The organism is Limnobaculum eriocheiris (assembly GCF_021010575.1).
Classification (GTDB): Bacteria; Pseudomonadota; Gammaproteobacteria; order Enterobacterales; family Enterobacteriaceae; genus Limnobaculum; species Limnobaculum eriocheiris.
The window spans coordinates 119,276-145,461 of record NZ_JAJNAG010000001.1 but is presented as its reverse complement, the minus strand read 5'-3'; the positions used below and the strand labels follow the sequence as shown (position 1 = coordinate 145,461).

General features: G+C 49.5%; 21 protein-coding genes. 4 read left to right on the top strand and 17 right to left on the bottom strand.

From position 1 onward, the window contains the following. The first annotated feature begins 164 nt into the window (after window positions 1–164). The 4 genes from tyrP (at window position 165) to pabB (ending at window position 5,990) form a co-directional block, all read left to right on the top strand. Window positions 165–1,370 (top strand): tyrosine transporter TyrP, encoded by a 1,206-nt coding sequence (gene tyrP / locus LPW36_RS00640; protein ID WP_230607582.1) that lies wholly within the window; start codon window positions 165–167, stop codon window positions 1,368–1,370. A gap of 731 nt (window positions 1,371–2,101) precedes the next feature. Continuing rightward, on the top strand, window positions 2,102–3,541 hold the full coding sequence (locus tag LPW36_RS00635; RefSeq protein WP_230607581.1) for a catalase: 1,440 nt from the start codon (window positions 2,102–2,104) through the stop codon (window positions 3,539–3,541). 137 nt (window positions 3,542–3,678) lie between these two features. Continuing rightward, the gene (locus LPW36_RS00630) at window positions 3,679–4,260 is read left to right on the top strand and encodes an anthranilate synthase component II (protein ID WP_230607580.1); all 582 of its coding nucleotides are present in this window, start codon (window positions 3,679–3,681) and stop codon (window positions 4,258–4,260) included. A gap of 2 nt (window positions 4,261–4,262) precedes the next feature. Beyond that, window positions 4,263–5,990 carry an aminodeoxychorismate synthase component I gene (pabB, locus tag LPW36_RS00625; RefSeq protein WP_230607579.1) on the top strand — a complete coding sequence of 576 codons (1,728 nt, stop codon included), beginning with the start codon at window positions 4,263–4,265 and terminating at the stop codon, window positions 5,988–5,990. Window positions 5,991–6,495: 505 nt separating this feature from the next. Here pabB and menE read toward each other — a convergent pair. From menE to nuoG, 17 genes are all read right to left on the bottom strand, one after another. Further along, complete coding sequence (menE, locus tag LPW36_RS00620; protein WP_230607578.1) at window positions 6,496–7,917, bottom strand: o-succinylbenzoate--CoA ligase; 1,422 nt, start codon at window positions 7,915–7,917, stop codon at window positions 6,496–6,498. Further along, window positions 7,905–8,876, bottom strand: coding sequence for an o-succinylbenzoate synthase (menC, locus tag LPW36_RS00615; RefSeq protein ID WP_230607577.1), 972 nt, complete (start codon window positions 8,874–8,876; stop codon window positions 7,905–7,907). Before menC ends, menE begins: the two co-directional genes overlap by 13 nt. Continuing rightward, window positions 8,876–9,733: a 1,4-dihydroxy-2-naphthoyl-CoA synthase gene (gene menB, locus LPW36_RS00610; protein WP_230607576.1), complete on the bottom strand. Its 858-nt coding sequence runs from the start codon at window positions 9,731–9,733 to the stop codon at window positions 8,876–8,878. Before menB ends, menC begins: the two co-directional genes overlap by 1 nt. Before the next feature lie 2 nt (window positions 9,734–9,735). Next, a complete protein-coding gene (gene menH, locus LPW36_RS00605; RefSeq protein WP_230607575.1) occupies window positions 9,736–10,518 on the bottom strand; it encodes a 2-succinyl-6-hydroxy-2,4-cyclohexadiene-1-carboxylate synthase in 783 nt (260 codons plus the stop codon). Continuing rightward, window positions 10,518–12,191 carry a 2-succinyl-5-enolpyruvyl-6-hydroxy-3-cyclohexene-1-carboxylic-acid synthase gene (gene menD / locus LPW36_RS00600; RefSeq protein ID WP_230607574.1) on the bottom strand — a complete coding sequence of 558 codons (1,674 nt, stop codon included), beginning with the start codon at window positions 12,189–12,191 and terminating at the stop codon, window positions 10,518–10,520. The genes menH and menD overlap by 1 nt, the downstream gene beginning before the upstream one ends. Before the next feature lie 296 nt (window positions 12,192–12,487). Continuing rightward, complete coding sequence (locus tag LPW36_RS00595; protein ID WP_230607573.1) at window positions 12,488–13,018, bottom strand: DUF4303 domain-containing protein; 531 nt, start codon at window positions 13,016–13,018, stop codon at window positions 12,488–12,490. Between the two features lie 38 nt (window positions 13,019–13,056). Further along, window positions 13,057–13,662, bottom strand: a complete 606-nt coding sequence (locus LPW36_RS00590) for a YebB family permuted papain-like enzyme (protein ID WP_230607572.1) — start codon at window positions 13,660–13,662, stop codon at window positions 13,057–13,059. A gap of 266 nt (window positions 13,663–13,928) precedes the next feature. After that, entirely contained in the window at window positions 13,929–14,396 is a 468-nt protein-coding gene (locus tag LPW36_RS00585) for a methyltransferase family protein (RefSeq protein WP_230607571.1), read from the bottom strand. Between the two features lie 10 nt (window positions 14,397–14,406). Continuing rightward, window positions 14,407–15,720, bottom strand: a complete 1,314-nt coding sequence (gene menF, locus LPW36_RS00580; protein ID WP_230607570.1) for an isochorismate synthase MenF — start codon at window positions 15,718–15,720, stop codon at window positions 14,407–14,409. Window positions 15,721–16,132: 412 nt separating this feature from the next. After that, window positions 16,133–17,590: an NADH-quinone oxidoreductase subunit NuoN gene (gene nuoN / locus LPW36_RS00575; RefSeq protein ID WP_230607569.1), complete on the bottom strand. Its 1,458-nt coding sequence runs from the start codon at window positions 17,588–17,590 to the stop codon at window positions 16,133–16,135. 6 nt (window positions 17,591–17,596) lie between these two features. Then, window positions 17,597–19,129, bottom strand: coding sequence for an NADH-quinone oxidoreductase subunit M (gene nuoM / locus LPW36_RS00570; RefSeq protein WP_230607568.1), 1,533 nt, complete (start codon window positions 19,127–19,129; stop codon window positions 17,597–17,599). Between the two features lie 89 nt (window positions 19,130–19,218). Next, complete coding sequence (gene nuoL, locus LPW36_RS00565) at window positions 19,219–21,066, bottom strand: NADH-quinone oxidoreductase subunit L (RefSeq protein WP_230607567.1); 1,848 nt, start codon at window positions 21,064–21,066, stop codon at window positions 19,219–19,221. Then, on the bottom strand, window positions 21,063–21,365 hold the full coding sequence (gene nuoK, locus LPW36_RS00560; RefSeq protein WP_230607566.1) for an NADH-quinone oxidoreductase subunit NuoK: 303 nt from the start codon (window positions 21,363–21,365) through the stop codon (window positions 21,063–21,065). Before nuoK ends, nuoL begins: the two co-directional genes overlap by 4 nt. Beyond that, window positions 21,362–21,892, bottom strand: a complete 531-nt coding sequence (gene nuoJ, locus LPW36_RS00555) for an NADH-quinone oxidoreductase subunit J (protein ID WP_130590929.1) — start codon at window positions 21,890–21,892, stop codon at window positions 21,362–21,364. The genes nuoK and nuoJ overlap by 4 nt, the downstream gene beginning before the upstream one ends. An 11-nt stretch (window positions 21,893–21,903) precedes the next feature. Beyond that, on the bottom strand, window positions 21,904–22,446 hold the full coding sequence (nuoI, locus tag LPW36_RS00550; protein ID WP_230607565.1) for an NADH-quinone oxidoreductase subunit NuoI: 543 nt from the start codon (window positions 22,444–22,446) through the stop codon (window positions 21,904–21,906). Between the two features lie 13 nt (window positions 22,447–22,459). Next, on the bottom strand, window positions 22,460–23,437 hold the full coding sequence (gene nuoH, locus LPW36_RS00545; RefSeq protein WP_130590930.1) for an NADH-quinone oxidoreductase subunit NuoH: 978 nt from the start codon (window positions 23,435–23,437) through the stop codon (window positions 22,460–22,462). Beyond that, entirely contained in the window at window positions 23,434–26,184 is a 2,751-nt protein-coding gene (nuoG, locus tag LPW36_RS00540) for an NADH-quinone oxidoreductase subunit NuoG (protein ID WP_230607564.1), read from the bottom strand. The genes nuoH and nuoG overlap by 4 nt, the downstream gene beginning before the upstream one ends. Window positions 26,185–26,186 lie beyond the last annotated feature (2 nt).

Below are 26,186 nucleotides of genomic sequence, written 5' to 3'. Positions count from 1 at the left end.
TAAAATTACATCTCGTATCAATAATTTGACACCTACATTCATCTCACATACCCTACCTTCGTCTTCCGGCTGTCGTCTGTTTTTGATAGCTGTGTAATAAGAAAGTGCCGCCTGACTGGTGCTTATCTAGCCGATTAACATAACTAAAATAAATCGAGGTCCGTGTGAGGAATCGCACTCTGGGTAGTATATTTATCGTTGCCGGTACCACTATCGGCGCAGGGATGTTAGCTATGCCTCTGGCAGCGGCAGGCGTCGGTTTTGGCGTTACCTTTGCTATGCTGGTTATCTTATGGATGATGATGTGTTACACCGCATTATTGCTGGTGGAAGTTTATCAGCACAGCCATTTTGATGACGGTCTTGGCACGCTGGCGAAACGCTATCTGGGCGCTAAAGGCCATCTTCTTACCGGTTTCGCCATGCTGTTTTTAATGTATGCTCTGGTTGCTGCCTATATCAGCGGCGGCGGTGAGCTACTGTTTGTCAGCCTGAAAGACTCTATGGGGCTGGATCTTCCTCCGGTTTCCGGCCCTCTGCTGTTTGCTATTATTGGTGGTGGCGTTGTCTGTATTGGTACTCACTCCGTCGATCTGATTAACCGAATTCTGTTTAGCGCAAAAATTGTGTTTCTGGTGATCATGCTGTCTTTGATGATTCCACACGTTCAGGCGGTTAACCTGACCACATTACCGCTGGAACAAGGTTTGGCAATCTCTGCAATTCCATTGATTTTTACCTCCTTTGGTTTCCACGGCAGTATTCCCAGCATTGTTAAGTATATGAATGGCGATGTGGCTAAACTGCGCAAAATCTTTATTATCGGTAGCGCCATTCCTCTGATTGCCTACATCTTATGGCAGTTGGCAACTCTGGGAGCTATCAGCTCCAGTACCTTTGTGGGCATTATTGCCGCCGAATCCGGTTTAAATGGTTTACTGCAAGCGGTTAAAGAAGTAGTAAACACCCCAAGCGTTGAGATTTCAGTACGTCTGTTCTCTGCTCTGGCGCTGGCCACTTCCTTCCTCGGTGTTGCGCTAGGGCTGTTTGATTATCTGGCGGATCTGTTTAAGCGCGCCAATAATACATCCGGCCGTTTGCAAACCGGGCTGATTACCTTTTTGCCTCCTTTAATATTTGCCCTGTTCTATCAGAAAGGCTTCATTATGGCACTGGGCTATGCTGCTATTGCCTTATCTATTCTGGCACTGCTGATACCGGCTATGTTAGTGATGCAATCCCGTAAACAGAACAAAGGTGGCTATCGTGTTCCCGGTGGTTCATTAGGGCTGTTTCTTGCGCTGGTCTTCGGCTTCGCCATTATTCTGATTCAGTTTGGTATTGTATTTGGCTGGCTGCCGCAGACTTAATCATCGATACAGGTCATCTGTTAAATATGGGCTATCGGTCAGTACTGATGGCCTATTTTTTTATCGCTTACCGGTAACCAAACGGCAAAACCAGCGTGATTGCGGGTCACTATGAACATCCGTTTTCCATCGGCAAATCCAACATTGTCACTTTCAGGCCATTATCAGAGATAGAGATCCCGCCAGTGATTACATCTTTATTTGATGAAAAACTTGGGACTTATATCTCAAATAAAAAACAATGATAACCTGAATAAAATATTTCAAATTAAAATAGTGAGCCTGACAGCTTTAATTAACACAACTTTGATTTTAAACAAATAATTACTTGCCCAACCTCTTACTAAATCAGTACAGCAATGGTTTAATCATAGATGTGTGACTCTTTGATGATGCCAATTACTGCTAAAAATTCACAGAAGATAATTTCTTGTTTTTGGCAGCTATAAAAATAAACGTTCGCAATACCTTATAAACCACCTCGTTAATGCAATATTGGTAACAGAAGCCCGTACCACAGGGCTCTGATATGAATCTGTCTATACTTTTACTTACGCCGGTCAGGTTCAGTACTTCCCTATATTGGCTACACAAATAGCCATAATAGGCAGTAACAATTGGCTATATTGGGCCTATCACTTTACTAATAGTAACAGTAGCAGGACCAATAATGATGTTTTAGCTCTTTGTCAGTATGACGATGATATTTTGGTGTTTAACAGGAGAAAGTAATGAGCGATAAGAAACTCACCACGGCATCTGGTGTGCCGGTAGTTGATAATAATAATGTGATGACAGCGGGCCCAAGAGGACCAATGTTACTACAGGACATCTGGTTCCTTGAAAAACTGGCTCACTTTGACCGTGAAGTCATTCCTGAACGCCGTATGCATGCTAAAGGTTCCGGTGCTTATGGTACTTTCACTGTTACACATGATATTACTAAATATACCCGGGCCAAAATCTTCTCCGAGATTGGCAAAAAAACCGATCTTTTTGTTCGCTTCTCTACCGTCGCCGGTGAGCGCGGTGCGGCAGATGCGGAACGTGATATCCGTGGTTTTGCCATTAAATTCTATACCGAAGAAGGCAACTGGGATCTGGTAGGTAACGATACCCCCATATTCTATCTGCGCGATCCGCTAAAATTCCCGGACTTAAACCACGTGGTGAAACGCGATCCGCACACCAACCTGCGTAATCCAACCTATAAGTGGGACTTCTTCTCTCAACTACCTGAATCACTGCATCAGTTAACCATCGACTTCAGCGACCGTGGATTACCAAAGTCTTACCGCAATATGCATGGTTTCGGCAGCCATACATTCAGCTTTATCAGCGAAGATAACCAACGTTATTGGGTTAAATTCCATTTCCGTTGCCAGCAAGGCATTGAGAATTTAATGGACGAAGAAGCTGAAGCACTGGTTGGTAAAGATCGTGAAAGTTCACAGCGCGATCTGTATGACAACATCGCCGCCGGTAACTTCCCTCGCTGGAAGCTGTTTGTTCAGATTATTCCGGAAAATGAAATTTCCAAACTGCCTTACAATCCATTCGACTTAACTAAAGTCTGGTTACATAAAGATGCCCCACTGATTGAAGTGGGTGTATTGGAACTAAACCGCAACCCGGACAACTACTTTGCTGAAGTTGAACAAGTAGCAATGAACCCAGCAAACGTGGTGCCTGGCGTAGGCTTCTCACCGGACAAGATGTTACAGGGTCGTCTGTTCTCCTACGGTGATGCCCATCGCTATCGCTTAGGCATTAACCATCATCAAATTCCGGTTAATGCTCCACGTTGTCCATTCCATAACTATCACCGCGATGGTGCTATGCGTGTAGACAGTAACAGTGGCAACGGCGCTACCTATGAGCCAAACAGCTTTGGCGTCTTTAAAGAACAGCCAAACTTTAGTGAACCACCACTCACTTTAGAAGGTGCGGCAGACCACTGGAATCATCGTGAAGATGACGACTATTTTAGCCAGCCACGTGCACTGTTTAACCTGCTGAGTAAAGAAGAGCATCAGCGTATGTTTAAACGCATTGCCGGTGAACTGTGTGAAATCCCTGAAAACATTCGTCAGCGTCAAATCGATCTGTTTACCAAAGTTCATCCTGACTACGGCAATGGTATCGTTGAAGCACTGAAGAAGATGAAATAATTTTCTTAAACCTCAAATCTGACAATATGAACCCGCTGGCACAATCCGGCGGGTTTATTTTTCAGGCTTCCCATTCCCTCGCTATCGGTTAGAATAACCCACTTCGCCCTTCTGCCATCAGCGGTAACACCTGACTTATGATTCTGCTCATCGATAACTACGACTCCTTCAGCTATAACCTGTACGATTATCTTTGCCAATCTTATCCTGAAGTGAAGATCGTTAAGAATGACCAGTTACAGCTTGATGAAATAGCCGCCTTAGCCCCTTCGGCTATTATTCTTTCTCCCGGTCCGGGAACCCCGGAAGATGCTGGTATCACTCTGGACGTGATTCGAAGTTTTGCCGGTACCATTCCTCTATTAGGTGTTTGTCTTGGCCATCAGGCCATTGCGCAGGCATTTGGCGCCCGCATTGTTAAGTGCCCGGTACCAACCCACGGCAAAACCGAATTAATTACCCATGATGGCCGCACGCTGTTTAATCATCTTCCCAGCCCGCTACAGGTCACCCGCTACCATTCTCTGATGGTAGAGCCCGCTTCATTACCTGAAGCGTTGGAGATATCGGCGATAACCCACGAGGGTATTATTATGGGGCTACGTCATAAACAGTGGCCGATTGAAGGGGTGCAGTTTCATCCTGAAGCGATTCTGACTGAAAGCGGTTTAAAGCTGTTACAGCAATTTGTGACCACTTACACCAATGAAGGAGCCTGATTATGACATTACGCTTTGATTTTAATCGTCAGGTTCAGCTGTTTGAACACCCATTAAAGATCATTACGACCTCCCTACTCGGTGAAGTAACGACAAAGCTGGCGGAAGTTGAACAGGCGGTAGACAGCGGATTGTATGCAGCCGGGTATCTGTCCTATGAAGCTGCCGCCGCATTTCAGCCCTATTACCAAACGCCTCCGCAGGGCGATATGCCACTTTTGTGGTTTGGCTTGTATCAGCAACCATGTACTGACGACTCTTCAGATACGCCCGGTGAAACATTCGAAAATATTCTGACAGAGTGGCAACCCACCACCTCCACGGAAGCTTACCGTCAGGCGATTTGGCGTATCAAATCAGAAATTGAAGCGGGTAATACTTATCAAACCAATTACACCATTCGGCTGGAAGCTAAAGTAACGACACCTGATGAGCAGGCATATAATCAACTATACCAACAGCTACTTAGTGCCCAGCAGGCTGATTATGCCGCCTGTCTGGATATTGGTCGTTTCAAAATTCTGTCCGCTTCACCGGAACTGTTTTTTCACTGGCATCAGGGAACGCTCACCGCTAAACCCATGAAGGGAACCGCCAAAAGAGGTTTGGATGCTCAGGACGATCTGATGCGTCAGGAACAGCTAAGAGCCTCAGAAAAAGACCGGGCGGAAAACGTGATGATCGTTGATTTACTGCGCAACGACATGAGCCAGGTGGCGATAGCCGGCAGCGTTAAAGTACCGGCGCTGTTTGATATTGAACAGTACCCTACCGTCTGGCAAATGACCTCAACGATTAGCGCTAAGACGCGTCCACAAACCAGCCTTACCGATATTTTTCGTGCGCTATTTCCCTGCGGTTCAATTACCGGAGCGCCTAAGGCCAGCACCATGAAGCTAATCGCCCAACTTGAACCACAGGCCCGGGAAGTGTACTGCGGCGCTATCGGTTATATCACTCCAGACAAAGAGGCGCTGTTTAGCGTGCCAATCCGCACGGTTATTGTCGACAGTGAACAGAATATCGCTCGTTATGGCGTGGGTGGAGGTATCACCTGGGATTCCACCGCAGAGAATGAGTATCAGGAAGTAATTAATAAAGCTCAGGTTTTGCGCGGTGTTACTCTGCCAAAGCAACTGTTGGAAAGCCTGCTGTTAAGGAATGGGGAATACCATCTGTTAACATTACATCTTAAGCGTTTATCCGCTTCTGCCCGCTATTTTAACTTTTTGTTTGCTGCCGATAAGCTAACCGAGCAATTACAACAGTTAGCTACCACCCATCAACGGGGCGAATATAAAGTTCGCCTGTTGCTGGAACAAAACGGTAAAGCAACGCTGAGTTGCGACGCCGTTACACCACTGACTCAACCTCTGCTTGCCCGCTGGGCTCCTTTTGCGGTACACAGCGATAATAACCTGCTTTACCATAAAACCACGCTGCGGGATCACTACCCTGCGGCTACGCTGGACAACGAGTTTTTGCTGTATAACCAGCGGGATGAAATCACCGAGTTTGTAAATGGTAATGTGGTTTTATTGATTGATGGACAGTGGCTAACCCCGGCAATCTCTTGTGGTCTCTTGCCGGGAACCGAACGGCAGGCATTATTGCAGGCGGGAACCATCCGGGAAGCGATTCTGAGCAAAGCACAGTTAAAGCAGGCGCAGAAGATTGGGTTTATTAATAGTGTTAGAGGGTGGCGGGAAGTGGTGTGGCAGGATGATTGAAATTAACACCGGAACGGTAAATTAACTATTATGATCGACAAACCTAATAAATCAGCAACTGTAAATATTCCGACCGTAAAAATAATGCACTTCAATTTATATCGAGAGCGGTCGGTAAACCGTCTATGACTCAGCTACGGAGCACGTCAGACCAGCGCAGCTCAAACAGAGAAAAGTCTGTTTCAGATTGATGACAAAGTCGGATGATTCAGTTTTATGTTTTAGCATAGCCAATCGGAGGGAGAGACGGGCGTGGGGGTCGACTTGGCGTAAGCCAACGACAAACAGGCTTTGCCTGTTTGAACAGCGCTAGCGCTGGCCCGTCAGGGTGAAACACCGCTAGGTGTTTCATAACTGCCCGTAGCCCGGCTAGGCCCGACGCACTCTATAGCTAAGTGCAACTGGTCTTCCGGCCGAGCACCAAGGTGATATGAGCGACATCGTTTTTACGGCCGGAATATGCACAGTTGCTGATTGATTAATAATCTCTGATTTATTCGTTAACCTACTTCACCACATCATTATTCAGCGACTTAACCCATTCCTTCACCGCCAACCGCGAAATCTTAATCCCCCCCTGCTTCAACTCAACAGGCAAAACATAGTAACTATCCGGGATTTGAAAACGGGTGATCTTTCCTTCCAGCCATACGGATAATTGAGATAAATCCAGCCCGGGTAGTGCATCAATCACCGCCACCGGACGCTGTCCGAACTCCACATCATCCACCGGTACTACAAACGCCTGTTCAATCAGAGGATGGGTTACCAGTATTCGCTCAATGTCTTCCGGCTGAATTCCTTCCCCACCGCTGAAAAACAGATTGTCCATACGCCCGCAGATATACAGCTCTCCATTTCTCATCTCACCGCGATCCCGGGTATGAAACCAGCCCTGACTATCGCTTAACGGCCTGATTTCACCCTGTAACCAGTAACCCAGCGCCTGACCGCTACCCCGCAGCCAGACTTCATTATCCACCAGCTGTAGCTCTCTGCCGGGCAATGGCACGCCAACGCCCGTGCTTGCATCAGCGGGTTTGGCACAGGTGGTAGAGGCCATTTCTGTCATGCCATATCCACACCAGCAGCTAATTCCAGCCTGTCGTGCACGTTCAGTTAGCTCAACCGGAATCGAAGCCCCACCCAGTAATACCTGCTTAAGCACTAACTTATCGGCATCCTGCTCCAGCAAACGCCAAAGCTGAGTTGGTACCAGTGAAGCATGAGTACAGCCCGCCAGTGCCCGCTCCAAAGGATGCATATGACGCAGTACCAGCGTCGCCCCTTTTTGCAGCCAGCGCCATATAACTCCTTGTCCGGAAACATGAAATAGCGGTAAAGAGAGCAACCAACTGTCACCCGCTTCAAACTGCATTCGCTGCAACAGCCCGGCCGCATTGGCCAGATGGGCTTGTGGTGTATGTACTGCGGCTTTAGGAAGACCACTGGAACCGGAGGTTAGCGTCATGGTCAATGGACGTGCCGATGACCAGTCAGTCATTAATTGAGTATCAGGACTATCAATGGAGAGTTGTTTCATAATAAATGACGGTAGTGGCTTAACGCTGTCCGGCCACGCCAAAGGCGAGTTACTCCAACCCCAGTCAATATTCAGAACAGGTAATAGTTGAGCCTGCAATGCTTCAGGTAATTGAGGATTGAGCGGTAATACTCTGGCTCCCAATTGTAACACTGCCAGATACCCCAGCAGCAGCTCAGGACTGCTTTTACCACTCAGTGCCACACCCTGTCCGGCGCGAACACCTTGCTGATAAAACAGGTGACAAAGAGCATTAACCTCGTCAGCTAAACACCGCCAACTGATCGACTGCTGTTCTCTGATAATTGCCGTGGCGTTTGGCTGTTCAGTTGCCCACTGCTGCCACGGCCAGTTGCTAAAAACAGTTGAAGTTAACGACGCCATACCACTTCCAGCGCATCAACATCCAGCACAGGGAGTTCACTATCAGGCCACGGGCGTACCAGTTGTGATTGCATCAGTGATAGCGTATCTAACCCCGGAATGGTATCCGGCGTTAGCCATGCTGCCATTCTTGCCAACTGGGTCAGACCAAGGCTGCTTTCAATGGATGAGCTGATAACCGCCATCATGCCCGCTTTGTGCGCCTGTTCAATCAACATATGACAGCGTTGAATGCTACCCACCAGCGTTGGCTTAATCACTATTGCGGCAACCCCTGGCTCTGCTTCAACCACAAAGTCTGCTTCACGCACGCTCTCATCCCAGGCGATGGCAATCCCCGTTTCACGGGAAAAATCGCGGGATTCATCACGGGTTTTGCACGGCTCTTCCAGAAACTGAATGCGATCCCGGAACTGAGGCTGAACATATTTGGCAAAACCATCGGCTTTTGCCCGGGCCCAGCTACGGTTGGCATCCAGCCGCAGTTTTAAATCAGGAATGGCTTCCAGCAGCAGGTTAACAATCATGCCGTCACGAACTGCTTCGTACAGGCCGACTTTAACTTTTGCCACTTTCTCGCCCGGCATCGCACCCAAGACGGCAAACAGCTCATCCGGGTCGCCATTACACAGCGGAGCCTTGCGGTAATCTGCTTTTTGCGGCAGAAAACCTGACAGCTCTCCCAGCGCACAGCTCAAACCAAAAGCCACGGAAGGCAATGCGCTTTCAAACGCCTGCTCGCCGTTGACCCAGCTATGTAACCAACCCAGCGTAGAGGCTTCCGCCTCTTCCAGCGTCTCTTCAGAAAACTCAGGCAGCGGAGAGATCTCTCCCCACCCCTGTTTACCATTTTCCGTCAGGCAAACCAGCAAACCATCACGAGTTTTTAGCCGTTGATTACGCAGAATAACCCCTGCCTCCATCGGCAGGCTAAAACGGTAGAGTTCAACTTTACGCATTATGGATTACGCTTAAATTTGCTGAAGTCCGGCTGGCGTTTCTCATTAAATGCATTACGCCCTTCCTGACCTTCGTCAGTCATATAGAACAGCATAGTGGCGTTACCCGCCAGCTCTTGCAGACCCGCCTGACCGTCACAATCAGCATTCAGAGCCGCTTTCAGACAGCGCAACGCCATTGGGCTGTTTTGCAGCATTTCACGACACCAGCGAACCGTCTCTTTCTCTAAATCGGCAACAGGAACCACGGTGTTAACCAGTCCCATATCCAGCGCTTCCTGAGCATTGTACTGACGGCACAGGAACCAAATTTCACGGGCTTTTTTCTGACCAACGATACGAGCCATATAAGAAGCGCCCCAGCCACCGTCAAAAGAACCCACTTTAGGGCCTGTCTGACCGAAAACCGCGTTCTCTGCGGCGATAGTCAGGTCACACATCATATGCAGCACATGACCGCCACCGATTGAGTAACCGGCTACGGCGGCAACAATGGGTTTAGGACAGGTACGAATCTGGCGCTGGAAATCCAGCACGTTCAGATGGTGAGTACCGCTGTCATCTTTATAACCGCCGTAATCGCCGCGCACTTTCTGGTCACCGCCGGAACAGAACGCTTTATCACCTTCACCGGTCAAAATAATGGTACCGATATGATCGTCATAACGGGCATCTGCTAACGCCTGAATCATCTCTTTCACGGTCAGAGGACGAAATGCATTACGCACTTCAGGACGGTTTATAGTAATTTTTGCAATACCGTCGGCTGATTTATGGTAACGAATATCCTGAAATCCTTCAGAGCAATCCTGCCATTCGATAGGGGCGTAGAGTTCCTGTTCACTTGGATAAAGCATAATTAGCATTCCTTCAAAAATGTAAGCAACTGTTTGGCAAAACCTTCAGGGTTTGCCGAATGTGCATTATGACCTGCTGCGGCTACAATACGCAGCGGAAAGTGATTTTCAAGCGCAATTTGCTGAAACTTTGCGTCCTGTTCACCACAGAGATAACAAAAAGGTATATTTCGGCGTTTTAACTGTGTATTTAATATGTCAGCCAATCGGGGCTGACGGCCCAATGAGGTAGATTCCAGCATCCGCGCCACATTATTGCCCCCATTGTGACCGCGACGCACAATCAAGCGCTGGCGGCTTTCATCGCTCAGGTTGGCAAATACCGGCTGTTGATACCATTGAGCTAACACCTCTGGCAGCGGCTGATGGCGAAACTGTTCAGCCCAGCGGCTGTCGTGCAGCAAACGCGCCTGTCGTTCCGCTTCAGAACTTAGTCCAGGGTTTCCCCCTTCGACCACCAGTCCAACTACGCCATCACTCTCACCAAAACAGGTATGATACATCGCACTGCGACCACCAAGAGAGTAACCAATTAGAATATAGCGTTTAATATTACAGGCTTGCAGAGTTTCAGCCAGTTGCTGACTTAACTGCTCAAAGTCATCCACACTGATATTTTGCGAGTTACCGTGGTCCGGCAAATCAATGGTAATACAAGGCCAGTGATTAAGATGGGGCAATAATGCTTCCCAATCCTGTCCATCACCCAATAGCCCGTGGAGAAACACCAGCCAGGGCCGGTTGTTATCTGCTTCAACTAATGGATAACGGGTTACCGCCAGCATTAAAAGCTCACCGCATCACTGACTAGCTGGCGCAGGGTTTCTGCACCATCATGTGGGGCTACCTGTAACTCCAGCAGCAAGACACCCCGCTGTTGCCAGTGAGCATCTACCGTCTGTTTAACTGCCTGCCAGCTTTTGGGGTTGGCATAGGATAAACCAAACATGGCCGCCGCATGCTCAAAGTTTATGCCATGAGGCATACGATAAAAGCGTTCTCTTTCTGCTTCTGGCGTAGGTAACAGCGAGAAAATTGACCCGCCATCATTGTTCACCACTATCAATACCACCGGCGCAGTGCAGTGTTTCATTAACGCCAGAGAATTTAAATCGTACAGTGCAGAAATATCTCCCAGCACCGCCAGCATCGGTTTGTCAGCCGCACGTTGAACCCCCGCTGCGGTCGAGAATAAACCATCAATGCCGCTGGCACCGCGGTTGCTGTATACCGGATAGCCAACGGGCAGTTGTGCCAATGCATCAATCAATCGCACAATCAGGCTGTTTCCCGCCCAAAACAGGCCGTTTGACGGCAACAGTTCACTTAAATGGCTGGCCAGTTGGGCTTCACCAAACTGATGTTGCAGATAATCAGTAACATGAGCGCGCGCCCGGGCGGCCAGAGTATTAAGCTCATCCGCCCATGGCTGGTGAGATGCTACCGGATGTAGTTTCAACCATTCGCTAATATCTGCCGTTAAACGGCGACCGCGATGATTAGCCGGATCCAGACGTCCACTCATGTTATCTATCAACCAGTACTCTTTTGGGCAACAACTGGCTTGCCATTGCAGCATACGTTTACCCGTCAGGCTGGCGCCAAACTGCACCACGATTTCCGCCTGCGCCAGAATCTCCTGCGCTTTAGAATTATTTAGCCACAGATCGGCACAGGGTAACGGCTGCCCGGTACTGGAGAGCACATCCGCTAACAGTGGCCAGCCGGCTTGTTTAGCCCAGGCCGCTACCTGTTTCCCCTGCTCTGCGCCCATGCGCGCCGCAATCACCACACCACGCCGTTGCCGCCACTGGGGCCAGTCAGGTTGCTGTGTCACTGTGCGTTGGTTATCGCTGATTAACCAGGGTTTATCACTTTGCCACCAGTCGCCCAATGTTTCAGACCAGTCAGCATAGGCAGACGCATCGCCACCATACAGAGGTTCCGCAAACGGGCAGTTAATATGTAATGCTCCATGTCGCTGTTCGCTTAACGCCTGATCGAGAGTCGAAGCCAGCCATGCGGCTGAAATATCTGGTGTAGGTCGGGGGAGCGACAACGATTGGCCCGGATGGTCGGCAAAAATGCCCTGCTGACGAATCGCCTGATTAGCACCACAGTCAATCAGCTCCGGAGGGCGATCGGCCGTCAGTAGCACCAGACGCTCTCCCGTCAGACTAGCTTCAATTAGCGCAGGATAAAGGTTTGCTACCGCCGTACCGGAAGTCACAATTACCGCAACCGGCTGGCCGGTGACTTTAGCAATACCTAAAGCTAAATGACCAAGGCCGCGCTCATCAAAATGGGTATGGCAGGTTATTTTAGCGTTGGCCGCCGCTTCCAGCGTAAGAGAGGTAGAACGGGAACCCGGCGCAATGCAGACATGTTGAACCCCGTGGCGGGTTAATGTTTCTAATAGCACTGCCGCCCAACGGCGGTTAAACACACTTATCGACATGGGGAGCTCACCGAAGATCAGTTTAATCTATTGATTTAACTGAAAAATAGAATCCATAATTGCCACATATATTACACTAACCCGGCAATGGGAACAATGAAATGCCCGAATGGTGCGGATTTGTTCACAAACGCATTGATTTTTAAGTTAATCCACATTCAGTGGCAACCTTTCAACCGTCGGCTCTGTAACATGATTGTTATTAATTATGGCAACAGGAGGAAATCAGAAACATTAAGATACATTTAGTTTCAGGTCATTACAGATGACTAAAATTAGTGCTGTACTAATATCATCTAATTTAAACGAAACATTGGCCTATCGCTAAAAGCAATCAGCCGCTGTTCACTGCTTTCCGGCTCTTCATCATGATCGTAGACCAACACTTTAAAATCCAAAAGCTTGGGAATAGCAGCATATTCCGGGGTTTGCAGAAACTCATTCATCACTTGAGCCAGCAGATGGATCCAGTACTGATACTTTTGTTGGTTATCATCCGTATCGAAATAGCTGCAATCCTCATCTTTAACGCAATTCATACTGCTAAAGCACTGATACTTCCAGTCGCCGGAATTATATTTCAGGCTTAAAATACCTTCATCCGTCCGATAGTAGTCTCCTCGCGCCCCCGTTTGATAGTAATGCAGGAGCTCATTCAGATACCCTTGAGTCGTCAGGCATAGATTCAGTTCAACGCCTTCCCAAATGTTACAGTCAAAAGCAAACCCGGAGAACACCTCCCCGGGATGAGCATCAATAAACTGGCTAACTTCATGTCTGACAAATAGCAGCACCTCATTAAACGAGGCCTGATTGTTTTTATCCAAAGCGGATATCTCCGATCCATAGAGTACAGGTTAATAATTTAATGGTAATACCAGTCAGGCTCGGTTTCATTTGCATCAGGGTGGCTGTTAAATACAGGAACCAGGGTTGGATAGAACCACAAACTGGCTGGGGTTACGGTTTGACGATCCCAGGGTATCGCCCCTAAAAACCAAAAGTGCCAGAATTGTAACTTCGCCTCGGGATTACTACTGAGCAGTGCGTCGAAGGTTTCAATTTTCCCTATGGAAATCGACAGCCCTTCACGATATAAATCGAATACAAATTTGGAACAAAACTGCCGGGAAGACTCATACTTAAAGCCGGTGTGATACAGCACTTTTAAACGCTCAGGCACCTTCTCAACCAGCGCCTGTTTTTGCTGCTCGGTTAATCCCCCTTCCAGACGACGCACGCCGTAACGCCCATCTACCGAGCGGGAAACAAATTTAGTCAGCGTCGTGGTTTGGGACAGAGGAACTTTACTCTCCGCCACAATGTAATCCTTATCGTCGTGGCCAATAATAATCCCAACGTGGTTGCTCCAGCAGGCCGATGCGGCAGAAACCTGACGAAACAACAAATTGCCAATACAGGTAAATACCACATCGCCTACTTCATAGGCTGTCGGATAATTAACGCTCATAGCGATTCCTTTAACTTACGGGACGTTGATTAAGCAGAAATTTCCCACAAATTATCCAGATACCACTATTGAATCAATGGACTCGACAAACCTTTACCATCACTGACAAATCTGACAGTTGGCTACCCCCGCTTCAGCATCAAAATACAGCGCAGCAGGTTGTACAAGACATGGAAGCAGATCACTACTTCCGCAGCAGGCAGCGAATACTGGCTGTTCTTCCGGGAAAGGTCAATTAAAGAGCAAGGCTATAAACAAAGGCTTTATCAGAGCCAGCGCCGTACCTTGCGTTGATAATCCTGATAACGCTGACCAAACAGTACCATTAACGCCCTTTCTTCCGGAATAATTTGAAAACGGGTGATAAATGCAATAAACAGCGCAACGCCTGCCAACCCCAGCAAATTTCCCAACCAGAAGCAGATACTCAGCAACAATAAAGCCAATGCCAGATACATCGGATTACGGGAAAAGGCATACAGGCCACTATCAACCAGAGTCGTGGCTGAATTTACCCTGACAGGATTAACCGTGGTCTTCTCCCGGTAGAACATTGCCAGACTGGATAAACCAATAATACCGGATGCCAGAAAACAGATACCAGACACGACCAGCATCAGCGTAGTTTCAATTCTGAATGCCGGAAACCACCGGTTAATTAAGCCAATCAACAACAGGGATACGGCAAAAACAATCGGCGGTGGAAAACGCAACTCCAGAACAGAACATTTCATCGCGGGTCCTTTACTCTTCCAGCAGCGTTCTTAACCCCGCCGCTTTGTTTTCTATTTCCTGCCACTCTTGCTCAGGGTCGGAGCCCGCCACAATACCAGCACCGGCATACAGATGGATATTACTGCCCTCCACCAGCGCAGAACGCAGAGAAACAGCAAACTCAGTTTGGTTCAAAGAGATATACCCGGCGGAACCAGCGTACCAGTCTCGGGTAAAGGGTTCATGTTGCAGAATAAACTGACGAGCAGGTTCACGAGGAAGCCCTGCCACTGCCGCCGTGGGCTGTAACCGTTGCAGGCTGTCCGCATCGTTGGCAGCCGCCAGATCCGCATGAATACAGCGACGCAGGTGCTGTACTTTACGTAAACGAACAATCTCCGCTGGCAGAACATCAATAGCCAGAATACCGCCTTGCAAGCGCTGGCAAATATCATCAACCACCAGCAGGTTCTCATGCTGGTTCTTTTTATCCTGCATTAACCAGTCACCCAGCTGTTTAGCCTGTTGGTTATCCGATGAACTGGCTACCGTACCCGCCAGCGCTTCGGTGGTCAGATGCTGCCCTACCCGCAAAAACAGACACTCGGGGGACGACCCCAGAAACGCTGTTTTATCATCCATGCGCATCATAAAATGAAAACAGTGGTGGTTTACTTTCTCGCTGGCATTAAGAAAAGCCGCCGGATTCAGCGGTTCATTTAGCGATAGCGTCGACTTACGCGCCAATACTACCTTTTCAAACTGCCCCTGCTGAATAGATTCCAACGCCTGATTTAACAGATCGCACCACCCCTGCTTTTCTGGCTGATGCTGTACCGAATTAACCTTTACGTTAAGTACCGGTAAAGGTCTGGAAGTGGTTAACTGCTCAATCATTGCCTGCGCAATAGCCACATCATCAGCCAGCGACGTTTCGCTGTACAGATTGACCACCAGCTTGCCGCTGTCCATATCCCGTAATAGCTCAATACGTGGCAAAAATAACGCACTTTTGGGTGTATTTAAGGATGGCGTCTCTACCTGATCAAAGGTATTCAGCCCCCAGATACGCATATCGGCGACATTATTCACCACCAAAAATTGACGGGCGGAATCCGCATCGTTAAACCGGATCACCTCACCACATACCGCCGCCTCTTCCAAATCATCACGCTGACGCCAGTAAAACTGTGGGAAAACAGGTTGAGCCGCAAGCCAGCTGAGTAACGAGGTACGTTGCTGAAGCGTGAGGGAAACGGTAATACGCTCCCGACCTGGTTCCGGGCGAGCAACTTCTTGCAGGCGCTTATGCAGCTGCTTCACCAGTTCAGATATTTGCTTCACTACAACCTCTCGGAGATAAAACTTAAAACAACGGATTATACGGTGGATTGAATGGAAAATCAGATAAAAATGTTTCACCATCAGTTGGTCTTGAGCTATCAGCAAATTCAAACATCAGGAGAGATTGCCGTTGGGGTCGACTTGGCGTAAGCCAACGACAAACAGGCAAAGCCTGTTTGAACAGCGCTTGCGCTGGCCCGAAGGGCGAAACACCGCAAGGTGTTTCATAACCGCCCCGAGGGAATCTATGCCCGACGCTCGCTAATGCCAAGACTGATGGTTTTCCGACCGGGCACAACGTCAATATACGCTCATAGTCTTTACGGTCGGAATATCCACTGAAACTGATACCTATAAATTAAAAATACCGGCAAACATCGCCGGTATTTTCATCAATACAACTAACTACCAATTACATCATCGGAAACGCATATCGCGCCAACTTAATCAGCGGCTCCGGATACAGACCGAAGAACAGCACCGCCAACGCCGACAGCAGAACCACCACTCCACCGGCGGTTAACGCCCAGTTGCTTGGCGTATCACGCTGACGCTCTTGCGGCGCTTCCAGATACAGGCTGACCATGGTACGCAGATAGTAGTAAAGACCAATGGCACTACCCACCACTACCGTAACGGTTAACCACCAGAGGTCAGCGCTCACACCGATTGCGATAACATAGAACTTACCAATAAAGCCTAAAGTCATTGGCACACCGGCCAGCGACAGCATCATCACGGTTAACACCGCAGACAGAATTGGCTTATGCCAGAACAGACCGCGATAAGCATACAAAGATTCAGCATCCGGGCCGGTATACGGGCTGGACATCAGACTGACCACACCAAAGGCACCCAGGCTGGCAAACAGATAACCCGCCAGATAAACATTGATGGTTTCAATTGACAGTTGATGCCCCTGAACCGCAATCAGCGCTACCAGCAGGTAACCCAGATGAGCGATAGAGGAGTAACCCAGCATCCGCTTAATGTTGCTTTGAGTCAGTGCCAGAATATTACCAAACAGAATGGAACAGAAGGCAATAATCCCCAGCACGATACGAACCGACTCACCGTCAGCCACTGGCGCGTACATAAACATCCGCACCAGCGCACCAAAGATAGCGATCTTACTGGCCGTTGCCAGAAAGGTTGATACCGGAGCCGGAGCACCCTGATAAACGTCCGGCGTCCAGAGTTGGAACGGCACCAGCGACAGCTTAAAGCCAAAACCAACCAGCATCATGCCCAGACCAACAATCAACAGCGGTTGATGCAGCACTTTATCGCTCATGCTGTGACCCAGGTCGGCGAAAGACAAACCACCGGTTCCCGCATACAGCAGCGCCATACCGAACAGTAAAAATGAAGAAGCCGCAGCGGACAACACCATATATTTAATGGACGCTTCCAGTGAGCGGCGCTGGCGATAGGCATAACCCACCAGACCAAACAGCGGCAGTGAAAGCAGTTCAATACCAATAAACAGCGATGCCAGATGGTTAGCACCAGCCAATACCACCCCACCCAATGCAGCGATCAGCACCAGCAGATAAAACTCTTCTTTATTATCCGGGTAGCCACTCAGCCATGGGTAAGCAAAGGTACAGGTTGCCAGGCTCGCCAGCAGCACCAGTGCGGTGAAAAAGATTGAGAATCCATCAATTCGTAACAGCGGTGTCACATCCGTTGCCGGTTGCTGTGCAACAATAAACAGCGAAAGCAGCGCAACGTTAAGGCCAATAACCGTAATCGTTGCATTAAGGAAGTGATCGCGTCGCCACGCAATGGACAGCATCACAACCACCACGGTCAATCCAACGATTAACAGCGGCAATAGAGAAAGCATATGTTGTGCAGTTAGTGTCATGGCGATTTACTTTCCTATAGACATGTCTGGAGATACGGAAGCCGCAGCGTTATACCATTGAGAAATGGTGCTCACCGCAGAGTGTGACGTATCCAGAACCGGCTGAGGGTAAACGCCTAACAGTACCAGCAACACCACCAGTAACAGTACCATGGACAGCTCACGCACGTTCATGCCTGCAATGGGTTTATCAGATTTTGGTGCACCGTAATAAGCACGTTGCATCATAACCAGTGAGTAAACTGATGCGAATACCAAACCAAACGTTGCCACCACGGTAATAACCGGCACTACCGGATAGCTTCCAAACAGAATCATAAATTCACCAACGAAGTTACCGGTTCCCGGCATACCTAACGTCGCTACGGCAAAGAACAGCGACAGCGCTGGTAAATAACGAATACGCTTCCACAAACCGCCCATCTCACGCATATCGCGAGTGTGCAGGCGCTCGTACAGCTGACCACTGATGATAAACAGACCGGCAGCCGACAGACCGTGAGCAATCATCTGCACCACCGCACCCTGATAAGCCAATACGCTGCCGCTATAGATAGCTATCATCACAAAGCCCATATGGGAAATACTGGTGTAAGCGATTAAACGTTTAATATCGGTCTGAACAAACGCCATCCATGCACCGTAGAAGATCCCCAACACACCCAACCACATAGCGATTGGCGCGAATGCATGAGAGGCTTCCGGGAAGAATGGCAAGTTAAAGCGCAGTAAACCATAAGCCGCAGTCTTTAACAGCAGACCGGCCAGGTCAACGGAACCTGCGGTTGGTGCCTGACTGTGAGCATCCGGCAACCAGCCATGTAGCGGCACTACCGGCATTTTCATCGCAAAAGCGATAAAGAAGCCCAGCATCAGCAAGAACTGTACTTCATAAGACATTGGCGTATTCAGCAAGTCTTCATAGTTGAAGGTCATCACGCCGGTGGCTTTGAAGTGAACAAATACCAGACCAACGATGGCAATCAACATGAACAGGCTGCTGGCCTGCGCATAAATAAAGAATTTAGTCGCTGCGCTAATGCGGGTTTTACCGTCAGATCCTTTATGCCCCCAGAGAGCAATCAGGAAGTACATCGGAACCAGCATAATCTCCCAGAAGAAGAAGAACAGGAACATATCGACCGCCAGGAACACCCCCATCACCCCGCCAAGAATCCACAGCAGGTTTAAATGGAAGAAACCCTGAGAGCGTTGACCTTCTGTCCATGAACAGAGAATAGCCAGCAGCCCCAGAAAAGCCGTCAATACAACCATCAGCAGTGACAGACCATCTAATGCCAGATGGATCTGAATGCCAAGGCTTGGGATCCAGTCTACGCGGAATGGTTCAGCCAGCCACATGTTCTGCGGAGAAGTGACGGTAAAACCGCTCTCCATCCACAGATACAGGGAAAGAACCAGCGTTAACCCCATCGATATCAGCGCAACATAGCGAGGTACTTGTTTACCTAAGCGCTCGCACGGCCAGCAGAGAAAGCCGCCGATAAAGGGTAAAAGTATTAGCCAAGGTAGTAGCATGGCGTTTTATGTCCTTTATTTGAATAAGCTTTATTTGAATAAACTCTATTTGAAAAACTTCAAAATTTTTCGTTCGTTAAGCTATTCAGTTAAACCCACAATAACAGAGCCAAGACGACCACTGCCCCCAAAGCCATTGACGCGGCGTACCAGCGCAACAGACCATTCTCACTAACCACCATCGTGCGGTTACATAAGCGGACAAACATCGCCGTCAGGTTCATCAGAGAGTTCAGTGGATCATGCTGTAACAGTTTCGCCACCGCCAGATAAGGTTTAACAAACACCTTGTCATACAGCCAGTCGAAGCCCCACGCGTTATACCACCAGGTAGAGAGCAGTTTGCCCGGTCCGCTTTGTGCAATGCTGGTCACCAGTTGACGTTTGCCAAGGTACAGCACCGCCGCCAGTAAGATACCAACAATCGCCACACCACCGGAGATCATCTCTAACATCAGTTTGCCTTCTTCTGGCCATTCGCGAACCGGTAACACACCGTCCAGCGGCAGCGCTAGGAAAGCACCCACAGCGGTTGATAACACCAGCAGCACCACCAGCGGTAAAGTGTGAGAAATCCCACCCACTGAATGCGCTTCGGTTTTCGCTTCGCCGTGGAACACAATAAAGATCATGCGGAAGGTATACAGCGAGGTCAGGAATGCCCCGATTAAACCTGCCAGCATTAGGTTAAAGTGGCCTGATGCATAGGCTTCAAACAGGATCTTATCCTTACTAAAGAAACCGGAAGTCACCATTGGTAATGCAGACAGCGCCGCACCGCCCACCAGGAAGCAAACATACACCAGAGGGATCTTGTTACGTAATCCACCCATTTTGAAAATGTTTTGCTCATGATGGCAGGCCAGAATCACCGAGCCGGATGACAGGAATAACAGCGCTTTAAAGAAAGCGTGCGTCATCAGGTGGAAGATTGCTGCGTCCCATGCCTGTACGCCCAGCGCCAGGAACATGTAACCCAGTTGACTCATGGTTGAGTAGGCCAGAACACGTTTAATATCGGTTTGAACCAGTGCTGCAAAACCTGCCAGCAACAATGTCACACCACCGATAACACCCACCAGATTCAGTACCTCTGGCGTCAGCAGGAACAGACCATTAGTACGGGCAATCAGATAGACACCCGCGGTAACCATGGTCGCGGCGTGGATCAGAGCAGAAACCGGTGTTGGACCCGCCATCGCATCGGCCAGCCAGGTTTGTAATGGTAACTGTGCTGATTTACCCACTGCACCACCCACTAACATCAGGGTTGCCCAGTTCAGCGCCGTTGAACCTGCCGCAAATTTCTGCGGAGCCAGTTCCAGCATCTCACGGATATTCAGCGTACCCAGTTCACGGAACAGGATAAACAGGCCAATGGCCAGGAACACGTCACCCACACGGGTCACGATAAAGGCTTTCATGGCCGCTGCGCCATTGTTTGGATTGGTATAGTAGAAACCAATTAACAGGTAACTACACAGCCCTACCCCTTCCCAGCCGAGATACATCAGCAGTAAGTTGTCGGCCAGTACCAAAACCACCATGCTGGCAATAAACAGGTTGGTATAAGCAAAGAAACGGGAATACCCCTCTTCACCACGCATATACCATGAGGCATACAGGTGAATGAAGAAGCCAACGCCTACCACCACTGACAGCATGGTGACCGACAGGCTATCCAGCGTTAACGTCACGCTGATATCGAAGTTATCCACTTTCATCCAGGTCCAGAGTACCTGTTGAGATACTTCTGCCGGATTGCCCTGAGAGACAAAGCTATAAACTATCCACGCCGTAACCAGAGCTGCCAGACCGATAGAACCCACACCCACCGTAGCAGAGGTGTTCTCAGACCAGCGACCGCGGGAGAATGCCAGCAGCAAAAAGCCCAGCAGCGGTAGCAAAATTGTTAGATATAGTAGGTTCTGGTTCATCCGCGCATCTCACTGACAGAGTCGACATTCAGGGTTTGACGACGACGATGAAGCTGTAATAACAGCGCCAGACCAATACTGGCCTCTGCCGCTGCCAGGCTAATCACCAGAATGTACATCACCTGTCCATCCGGCTGTTGCCAAAAGCTACCCGCCACTACAAACGCCAACGCTACGGCGTTGATCATGATTTCCAGGCTGATCAGCATGAATAACAAATTACGACGGATCAGCAGCCCGGTCAGACCCAGCGCGAACAGAATCGCCGCCAGTATCAGACCATGTTCCAATGGGATCATGCTTGTTCCTCCGTTTTGTTAATCGACGCTTCAGCACTCTTGTTCTCACGACCTAAGTGGTAAGCAACAACAAGACCTGCTAACAGCAGCATAGAAGCCAGTTCAACGGCAAGAACGTAAGGACCGAACAGGCTCACACCTACTCGTTTCGCGTCTACCATATCCCCATAAATTGGTTGACCCGCTGCGCTATAGATACCAATACACAGGATAACTAACAGCACCAGACACAGTGCTGCAGGGCCAAGCCATACGCCAGGTTTCAGCCATTCGCGCTCCTGATGGGTGACTGAATCGCCAAGATTCAGCATCATCACCACGAACACGAACAGCACCATAATGGCCCCGGCGTAAACGATAATTTCAAGCGCACCGGCAAAGTAGGCTCCCAGCGAGAAGAACACGCAGGAAATAGCCAGCAGCGAGACGATTAAAAACAGCAACGCATGCACCGGATTGGTATGTGTAATCACCCTTAGCGTTGCCAGAACGGCAATGGCCGCTGAAATATAAAATGCAACTTCCACGTTCCGCTCCTTTAGGGTAAAAGACTTTTCAGGTCGATTGGTTTAGATTCATTTTCCGCTTCGCCTTTACCCTTGTCGTCAATCGCCATACCGGACATACGGTAGAAGCTATACTCAGGGTATTTACCCGGACCAGAAATCAGCAGATCTTCTTTTTCATACACCAGATCCTGACGCTTAAAGTCAGCCATTTCAAAGTCTGGCGTTAGCTGAATGGCCGTAGTCGGGCAAGCCTCTTCACACATACCGCAGAAAATGCAGCGTGAGAAGTTAATGCGGAAAAACTCCGGATACCAACGGCCATCCTGCATCTCGGCTTTTTGCAGCGAAATACAGCCAACCGGACAGGCAACCGCACACAGGTTACAGGCTACGCAACGCTCTTCTCCGTCTGGATCGCGAGTCAGAACAATACGGCCACGGTAACGAGGCGGGACGTAAATAGGTACATCCGGGTACATTCTCGTGTCACGCTTATGAAACGCGTGCAGGAAAATCATCCACAGACTGCGCAGTTGGGTACCGAAACCAACCACTAACTCTTTTAATGTCATGGTTATCTCTCCCTTATTGCGCTTTGATCAGAATGATGGCCGCGGTAACCAGCAGGTTCAACAGCGTCAACGGCAGGCAAACGCGCCAGCCAAAAGACATCACCTGGTCATAACGTGGACGAGGCAATGATGCCCGCACCAGAATAAACATCATCATGAAGAAGCCGGTTTTCAGTGCAAACCACACAATCGGTGGTAAGAACGGCCCCTGCCAGCCACCAAAGAACAGCGTCACGATTAAGGCAGAAATGGTTACGATACCGACGTATTCACCCACGAAGAACAGACCGAACTTCATACCGGAATATTCAATGTGGTAACCGTCAGCCAGCTCCTGTTCCGCTTCCGGCTGGTCAAATGGGTGACGGTGACATACTGCGATGCCCGCTATCACAAAGGTGACAAAGCCAAAGAACTGAGGAATAACAAACCAGACGTCAGCCTGCGCTTCTACGATGTCGCGCATGTTAAACGAGCCGGTCACCGCAACAATACCCATTAGCGACAAGCCCAGGAACACTTCATAGCTCAGGGTTTGCGCCGAGGCGCGCATGGCACCTAACAGAGCATATTTGTTGTTACTTGACCAACCGGCGAACAGCACCGCATATACCGCCAGACCTGCCAGCATAAAGAAGAACAGAATGCCGATATTCAGGTCAGATACGCCCCAGGTCGGGGTAACAGGTACGATAGCGAAAGCCAGTAGCATTGAGCTGAAGGCAATAATCGGCGCCAGAGTAAAGATCATTTTGTCAGAGAAGTTGGGAACCCAGTCCTCTTTAAAGAACATCTTGATCATGTCCGCCACGATTTGCAGTGAACCAAACGGCCCTACGCGGTTTGGTCCATAACGATCCTGAAACAGAGATAACAGGCGACGTTCACCGAAACTCATCAGTGCACCGCAGGTTACCACTACCAGCAGGATCACCACTGCTTTACCGATAGCAATCAGAGTATCCGTCACTTCCGGAGTCAGCCAACTCATACCGTCGTCTCCTTCAGGTTGTCAACGCGCTTGCCAACCAGAGCAGGAGAAATGCCCGGTAAGCCCAGAGGCAGACCGATAAAACCTGCTTCCAGCGCAGCGCTGATTCTCACCGGCAGCTTCAGGTCGGAGCCTTCGCAGCTGAAAGCCACGACGGAACCGGTATTGACGCTCAGTTTGGCGGCATCTTGTGGATTCAACATCACATAAGCCTCTGGCATACGTTGCTGAATCACATCGGAACGCTGTGACATTTCGTCACTGCCAAACAGGTGGTAATAAGGCGCTACCTGCCAGCTGTTTTCGCCGTTAGCGGCTACATTCACTACCGCATCAAAATAGGCCAGTTCGCCGCTTTCCGCTTTCTCAATCAGACGCACACCCGGATCGCCAGAACGCAGTTTCCCGCCCACTTCAGACTGGAATTTGTTCCACGCCTGTGGGGAGTTCCAGCCCGGCGCCCAGGCAAACGGAATCTGCTGACGATCGGCTTCAGGTGCGCTATAGCCTTCCATTGAATAAGCAAACGCAGTGTCATTATCCTGAGGTTGACGTTTTTCATGCACGCTGACATCAGCCATCATTGCGGTACGACCGCTGTAACGGTGAGGTTCACGGGCAATTTTCAGACCTTTAATGCGGAATGACGCATCCGGTGCGGCGTTAACGATACCCGCCAGTTGCGGGAACTCTTGAGCCACCGCGCTAACCACGTGATCCAACAGCGTCCAGTCAAGACGACGGCTGTTATACACGCTGTCCAGCGAATGCAGCCAGCGCCAGCTTTCCAGAATATAGCTCTTATGAGCAGCATCTTTATCGTAAAACGAAGGTTCATAAACCTGGAAGAAGCGCTGAGCACGGCCTTCCTGATTCACCAGCGTACCGTCACTTTCTGCGAAGCTTGCCGCAGAAAGAATCAGGGTCGCTTTATCCATCACTTCAGTACGCTGATGGTCAACAACGATAAGATTTTCAATTTTGGCCAGTGCCGCATCAATACGCGCTCTGGAAGCATGACGATATAAATCATTCTCCATCACGATTAAGGTATCGGCTTCACCGCTTTCGATTTGAGTCAATGCATCATCGATGGAACTACCACCCATCATTGCCACACCCATGCTGTTGGCTTCTGCCGCAACAAAGGTGATACCGGTTTCCAGCCCCTGCTTTTTCAGAGCCAGTGCAATATTGGTTGCTGCCTGAATAATTTCTTCACTGCCAGCACCGCTGCCGGTAACAATTAATGGTTTCCTGGCACCGGACAACGCCTGAACGATGATGTCCACTTTGCTCTTTAACGATGCCGGTAAATCCGCTACCGCTGGGGCAGAACTGTCGATGCCATGAGCAATGGCAAAACCTAAACGAGCCTGCTCGGCAACGGAAGCGCTGTAGTTCCAGGCAGCAACATCATCCAGACGGGTGCTATCAATATTGGTCACAAACAGCGGATATTTCGCATGTTGACCAATGTTCTGTACCGCAGCAATTTGCCAGTCGGCAACGCGCTGGGCAGCCGCCATCTCGCGAGCTTTGCCTTTCACTGCCTGGCGCAGTGCCAGAGCGATACGCGCACCGGTTTGAGTGACATCTTCACCCAGTACCAGCACCGCATCATAGCCTTCCATCTCGCGCAGTGAAGGGGTATATAAACCGCTTTCACGCAGCACTTTCTGCATCAGTTGAACCCGGGCTAATTCGCCGGCTTCAATACCGTTGGAGTAGTTCTCAGCGCCAACCAGTTGGCGTAACGCATAGTTACTTTCCAGACTGGCACGCGGTGAACCAATACCGATGGTTTTCTTAGATTGACGCAATACGTCTGCGGCACCTTCCATCGCCTGTTCCGGATTCAGGTGAATCCAGTCCTGACCGCGTAACTGTTGCGGACTGCGTGGACGGTCTTTCAGGTTAACGTAACCGTAGCCAAAACGACCGCGGTCACATAAGAAATAGTGGTTTACCGTGCCGTTGTAACGGTTCTCAATGCGGCGCAATTCACCATAGCGTTCGCCCGGGCTGGTATTACAGCCGACGCTGCACTGCTGGCAAATGCTTGGGGCAAACTGCATATCCCATTTACGGTTGTAGCGCTCAGAGTGTGTCTTATCGGTGAACACACCGGTAGGACAGACTTCCACCAGGTTACCGGAGAATTCGCTTTCCAGGGTGCCGTCTTCCGGACGCCCAAAGTACACGTTGTCATGGGAACCATATACGCCAAAGTCTTCACCGCCCGCATAATCTTTGTAATAACGAACGCAGCGATAACAGGCGATACAACGGTTCATTTCATGGTTAATGAAAGGCCCCAGCTCCTGATTGTTGTGCGTACGCTTATTAAAGCGATATTTGCGGAAGCTATGACCGGTCATAACGGTCATATCTTGTAAATGACAGTTTCCGCCCTCCTCACAGACCGGACAGTCGTGAGGGTGGTTTACCATTAAGAACTCCACGACGGCTTCGCGGAATTTTTTGGCTTCTTCATCTTCAATAGCAATATAGCTACCGTCAGATGCCGGTGTCATACATGACATCACCAGACGCCCGCGTTTATCATCAGGCCCCTGGAACTGCTTTACCGCACATTGGCGGCAAGCGCCGACGCTACCGAGCGCCGGATGCCAGCAAAAGTAAGGAATATCGAGGCCCAGTGAGAGACATGCCTGCAGCAGGTTCTCAGCACCATCAACTTCGTATTCTTCGCCGTCTACATGAATCGTTGCCATAGTCAGCATGC

Excerpts from the sequence above, each read along its gene's own strand:
- LPW36_RS00635 (WP_230607581.1), top strand. The coding sequence starts at position 2,102 with ATGAGCGATAAGAAACTCACCACGGCATCTGGTGTGCCGGTAGTTGAT.
- LPW36_RS00630 (WP_230607580.1), top strand. The coding sequence starts at position 3,679 with ATGATTCTGCTCATCGATAACTACGACTCCTTCAGCTATAACCTGTAC.
- pabB (WP_230607579.1), top strand. The coding sequence starts at position 4,263 with ATGACATTACGCTTTGATTTTAATCGTCAGGTTCAGCTGTTTGAACAC.
- menE (WP_230607578.1), bottom strand. The coding sequence starts at position 7,917 with ATGGCGTCGTTAACTTCAACTGTTTTTAGCAACTGGCCGTGGCAGCAG.
- menC (WP_230607577.1), bottom strand. The coding sequence starts at position 8,876 with ATGCGTAAAGTTGAACTCTACCGTTTTAGCCTGCCGATGGAGGCAGGG.
- menB (WP_230607576.1), bottom strand. The coding sequence starts at position 9,733 with ATGCTTTATCCAAGTGAACAGGAACTCTACGCCCCTATCGAATGGCAG.
- menH (WP_230607575.1), bottom strand. The coding sequence starts at position 10,518 with ATGCTGGCGGTAACCCGTTATCCATTAGTTGAAGCAGATAACAACCGG.
- menD (WP_230607574.1), bottom strand. The coding sequence starts at position 12,191 with ATGTCGATAAGTGTGTTTAACCGCCGTTGGGCGGCAGTGCTATTAGAA.
- LPW36_RS00590 (WP_230607572.1), bottom strand. The coding sequence starts at position 13,662 with ATGAGCGTTAATTATCCGACAGCCTATGAAGTAGGCGATGTGGTATTT.
- LPW36_RS00585 (WP_230607571.1), bottom strand. The coding sequence starts at position 14,396 with ATGAAATGTTCTGTTCTGGAGTTGCGTTTTCCACCGCCGATTGTTTTT.
- nuoN (WP_230607569.1), bottom strand. The coding sequence starts at position 17,590 with ATGACACTAACTGCACAACATATGCTTTCTCTATTGCCGCTGTTAATC.
- nuoM (WP_230607568.1), bottom strand. The coding sequence starts at position 19,129 with ATGCTACTACCTTGGCTAATACTTTTACCCTTTATCGGCGGCTTTCTC.
- nuoL (WP_230607567.1), bottom strand. The coding sequence starts at position 21,066 with ATGAACCAGAACCTACTATATCTAACAATTTTGCTACCGCTGCTGGGC.
- nuoK (WP_230607566.1), bottom strand. The coding sequence starts at position 21,365 with ATGATCCCATTGGAACATGGTCTGATACTGGCGGCGATTCTGTTCGCG.
- nuoI (WP_230607565.1), bottom strand. The coding sequence starts at position 22,446 with ATGACATTAAAAGAGTTAGTGGTTGGTTTCGGTACCCAACTGCGCAGT.
- nuoH (WP_130590930.1), bottom strand. The coding sequence starts at position 23,437 with ATGAGTTGGCTGACTCCGGAAGTGACGGATACTCTGATTGCTATCGGT.
- nuoG (WP_230607564.1), bottom strand. The coding sequence starts at position 26,184 with ATGCTGACTATGGCAACGATTCATGTAGACGGCGAAGAATACGAAGTT.